The sequence below is a fragment of the Rhizorhapis sp. genome (assembly GCF_035276005.1).
Classification (GTDB): Bacteria; Pseudomonadota; Alphaproteobacteria; order Sphingomonadales; family Sphingomonadaceae; genus Rhizorhapis.
Window position 1 is genome coordinate 1 of sequence record NZ_DATEMB010000034.1, and the last position, 4,537, is coordinate 4,537.

The following is a 4,537-nucleotide window of genomic DNA, read 5'->3' on the forward strand; positions in this document are numbered from 1 at the left end:
CAATCAATGCAAGCATCGCCTGAACAAATTAGTGTGGGAGGAGCGCGGCTCCGGCGGCGCATTCGTCTGCAACTACCATGGCTGGACCTACGACCGTCAGGGCGAGCTTCGCAATATGATCGACGAGGAGGGTTTCCACGGTCTCGATCGAAAAGCCTGCGCGCTCACCCCGGTGCACGTCGACACCTGGAACGGCTTTATTTTCGTCAATCTGGATCCCAACCCTGAGCAGGGGCTGATGGAGTTTCTCGAGGAGATTCCTCGTCTCACCGAAGGATATGACTTTGAGCGCCTTTCGGCCGCGGCCCATAGCGAGATACCCCTGGCCAAAGCTTGGTGGATCGCATCAACACGTGTCCCATCCGCGCGCCGTATGCCCCTCGGCCGACATTCAGCCGAGGGGTTCTCGCAATGGTCAGAATTTTCGGCCGAGGGTAACGCCGTAAGTCCTTGGCGCGCCTTGCAGTCCGATCACGCCCGTGGGCGCAACCAAGGCGAGATTGGTATTCCATTTCTTATTGGTCAGGTTCTTCACCCATAGGGTTATCGTCGTCTTCTGGTCATCGGAGGCCCATTGCTCGTTGAGACCAATCAAGGTTCTGGCTCGAATGGGAAAATCATTGTGCGGATCACCAAATTGCTTGCTTACGTAGTTCAGGTTCCCGGTCGTCGTGAAGGTCCCGATTGCCGTGTTGAGCGTGTGGGCTGCCGTTGCCTGCAGGCTCAGATCCGGGGCCTGAACAATTTCGTTGCCCTTCGCCTCCAATGCGCTCGCGGCCACTGCGCCGCTGACCGGATCGCGCACATATCTCGGAGCGCCCGGATAAGATGTGTATTTTGTATCCAGATAGGTTCCGCCAATTGACAGAGTCAGATCCCGCACCGGCTGGGCCGTCACCTCAAAGTCAATCCCTTTGATTCGGGCACCGCCTGCGTTGACGACGTTGACCGCGCCGTTCACGTAGACCTGTTGTTGTAGGTTGGTGTAGTCATATAGAAATGCGGAGATATTGACGCGCAAGCGACGATTGAGCAGATCGCTCTTGAGGCCGATTTCGTAGGCGTCGATAATCTCTGGCTTGAGGGCTGGGTTCACGAAGTCGTTGAAGCCGTAGATGGACTGCTGACTGAAAAAGCCCGCATTGAAGCCGCGGCTCCAGGACGCGTAGACAAGGACGTTCGGCGTGAATTTGTGGTCGAGCGCTACGCGGAAGTTGGGCTCCTTGAACGTTTTCTTTTGCTGGCCGGGATTGGGGCTGGCGGGAATGCCAATAAGACCAAAGCCGGTGTTGCCGCTCGTGAAGCCCTCGAGCCGGCGCTTTTCGATGGTATAGCGTGCGCCAAGCGTCAGGTTTGTTCGGGGCAGGACTTCCAGGGTGCCCTGCGCATAGCCGGCATAGGCCTTGATCCGGTCGACTTGGTGAAGAACGAACGCCTCACCCAGCGCCGCACCAAATATAAACTCCGAAAAGGGACCGGCGAACGTTGGGCCGGTGATCCTGTTCCTCGCATCATAGTAATAGAGGCCGGCTACCCAGTTAAACCGATCGCTATTGCCGCTGATTTGGAATTCCTGAGTGAAGACTCGTTGGCGGTCCTGGCGATCCAGCCAGAAGAACGGATTCGGGCCTCCATCATCGTCAACCAGGAAATATTCGTTCACTTTGCGATAAGAAGAAATGCTGAGGAGCTTGATGTCTCCAATGCGCTTGTCCAGCGTCAACGACGTGCCCCATTCCTTCGACCAATTCCGTGGGTTCTGATTGGCGTCTATATCGTACGGACCAAGAAAAATCTTCTGACCGTTGGAACTATCAAATAGGAAGTCATAGCCAACTGCGGGTGACCAGGCGTTGCCGATCTGACTCCGGCGATTGGAATAATCGGCGGTAACGGTCGCATCGAAGGTATCGTCGATCTGCGCGACGAACTTGCCGCGAACTCCGTATCTCTTCTGAGTATAGATGTCCTTTCCGTCGAAGAAGTTCGTACCCCATCCGTCATCCTGGTTCAGGTAGAAGCCGGACACATCGGCTGCGACGTTTTCTGACAGTTTAGCTGCGGCGTAGATCCGGGTGCTTATAGTGTCGTAGTTGGCATAGCCGATTTCCGCATCAACACCCTGCCAGTCAAATGGGCTTTTCGTCCTGATTTGGATGACGCCACCAGTCGCGTTCCGGCCGAATAGCGTCCCCTGCGGTCCCTTCAAGACTTCGATGCTTTGGATATTGCTGTAGTCGGCGCCGCCAGTGTTGCCGAATGGATGATATACGCCGTCGATGAATGTCAGCACCGCGGGCGTGGTGCTATAGATGTTGTTACCCACGCCGCGAAGAAAGATGGGAGCGCGTCCACCGTTCGGACTGATCGTGAGTCCTGGAACAGCAGCCGGAAGATCGTCCGCCGAAGTGACGCCCAGCTTATCCAACTGATCGCCGGTGAAAGCGGTAACCGCAATGGGGACGTCCTGAGCCGATTCAGCGCGTCTCTGCGCGGTCACCACTATATCGGCAATACCCTCATCCTGGGCTGCGCCGGACGCCGGTGGTTCCGAGGGGACTTGAGCGTTTGCAGCCGTCGCATACGTAACGGCTACGAGCGATACGGAGATCAACTTCGATTTGATGCGCATTATCCACTCCTGCCATCGTCAAAATAATAAACGGAACTCGCGACCACTTCCGCTATGTACTTATCGACGATACCCATTCCGAGGGGATCGCCCGCACTCTCATGGGCACCTGCTATGCTATTCATGGGTGAAGCTTGGACGTACATGTCCAATGTGAGGTCTATCGCGCATCGCGCGTCAGGACGTCATTCCTCCTCCCAATACATTCTTTTCATCATTCGTCTGCTCGAACCGGCGCAATGTCAAACTGTTAGTCGATCCGAAATACTACATGTGTCGTGTGGGGAGCGCCGCGGTTAGGACTATCTCGCGATGCCGTCTTTGCGGCCCGAGGCGCACTGCGAGCGGCCGTATCCTGGACTTAGAGCCCTGATGCTCAAGCAGAAACGAATGTCGGCAGCACACGAATCCCCCTTCCTGATTTCTCCCTTGCAATCTGTTATTGCTTGATCGGGTGCTATTGCCCTCGGTGTCGGAATACTGATAGCAAAAAACTTCCCAATGTCAAATTGTGAAGCGAGATCGGGTAGCTGGACGCAATGGCGCGCTCGCCTCGTGACGAACCGGACGATAGTGGAATGCTGCCGGTTGTCGGCCGGCAGATCATCGCTGGGGATATGTTGCCTCGTCGTGCTGCTATGTCCTACGTCAGGTGCCGAACGCTCTCACAAGGCTGCTGGGGAGAGCCGACCGTCGATTGGCTAGCAGTGCAATAGGAAGCCCCCTGATGCGATACGGTGCTGTATTTCCGACGGCGGATGTGCGTAGCGCGCACCAGACCCGCGATCTTGCTCAAGCTTATGAAGACGCTGGATTCGACTACATCGCACTTGCCGGGCATTTATTGTCCGCCCGACCCGGACGCTATCCAGGGCGTCCCGATTACCAATATGCCGCGCCTTTTCTGGACCCGTTCGTCCTATTTTCCTATCTCGCGGCAACCACCTCCCGGATTCACTTCCTAAGCCAAGTCCTGATTTTGCCGTTGCGGGAAACGGCGGCTGTGGCAAGGCAGGCGGCAGAGCTCGCATTCCTGTCCAATAATCGTTTCGAACTTGGAGTCGGCATCAGCTGGCAGGAAGCCGAATATAGGGCGGCTGGGCAGGACGTGCATAAACGCGGCGCGCGTCTGGCAGAGCAGGTCGAGTTGCTGAAACTATATTGGCGCCAGCCGCTCGTGACCTTCAAAGGCGAATTCCACGAGATCGATGAGATGGGTCTTGCCCGCCTGCCGAAGAATCCCATCCCGATCTGGTTTGGATCGCAATTTGGTGAAGCAGCGATGCGACGCGCGGCCGCCCTGGGGGATGGCTGGATGCCGCTCGGAGGATCGACCGACGCATTGCCCCGTTTTAAGGAATATGTCTCGGAGGCCGGCAGGGATCCGAATTCTATCATGCTAATGGGCTCGATGACGGTGGGGAAGGAGGGGCCGGATGCCCTGGTCACTGAAGCGCAGCGTCTTCAGGGGCTTGGAATTACGCACATAACGGTCAACTCTGCCCCGGGTGCCACAAGCGACGCCGCCGTGAGCGAGGTGATCGAGGTCGGCAAGACTCTGAAAGCCGCGGTGCCGTGATCTATGACAATTGTTGAGTTGTTGGAATTGATCCCTAAAAATAGACATTAATACTATTCTATGTTCTTTAGAAAAACTAGGGTCCGGACCCATTAACGGGATTCCCATATTCCGCCGAGTGTGATTCAACGCCGCTTGCGAGGGAGGCGTTGGGAATGGCGGATTTCTTTTGGTTTTCGGATGTCCAGTGGGCACGGATCGAGCCGTTGCTACCGACCGGCACGCGGGGAATGAAGCGTGTGGATGATCGCCGGGTTCTTTCAGGGATCGTCCATGCGCTGCAAAGCGGTGGGCGGTGGGGCGACTGTCCGCCGCTCTATGGCCCG

At 56.4% G+C, this 4,537-nt stretch carries 3 protein-coding genes; 2 read left to right on the forward strand and 1 reads right to left on the reverse strand.

The genetic code is table 11. The annotated features are described in order from the left end of the window. Window positions 1-415: 415 nt before the first annotated feature. Window positions 416-2,632 (reverse strand): TonB-dependent receptor, encoded by a 2,217-nt coding sequence (locus VJS46_RS08020; RefSeq protein ID WP_324059319.1) that lies wholly within the window; start codon window positions 2,630-2,632, stop codon window positions 416-418. A 727-nt stretch (window positions 2,633-3,359) separates the two neighbouring features. Between VJS46_RS08020 and VJS46_RS08025 the strand changes: the two genes are divergently transcribed. After that, the gene (locus VJS46_RS08025) at window positions 3,360-4,211 is read left to right on the forward strand and encodes a TIGR03619 family F420-dependent LLM class oxidoreductase (RefSeq protein WP_324059321.1); all 852 of its coding nucleotides are present in this window, start codon (window positions 3,360-3,362) and stop codon (window positions 4,209-4,211) included. Between the two features lie 155 nt (window positions 4,212-4,366). Further along, the coding region (locus tag VJS46_RS08030; RefSeq protein WP_324059323.1) for a transposase at window positions 4,367-4,537 on the forward strand (171 nt) is incomplete at its 3' end.

Bases quoted from the DNA above. Each gene is read 5' to 3' on its own strand.
- VJS46_RS08025 (WP_324059321.1), top strand. From the start codon at position 3,360: ATGCGATACGGTGCTGTATTTCCGACGGCGGATGTGCGTAGCGCGCAC.
- VJS46_RS08020 (WP_324059319.1), bottom strand. From the start codon at position 2,632: ATGCGCATCAAATCGAAGTTGATCTCCGTATCGCTCGTAGCCGTTACG.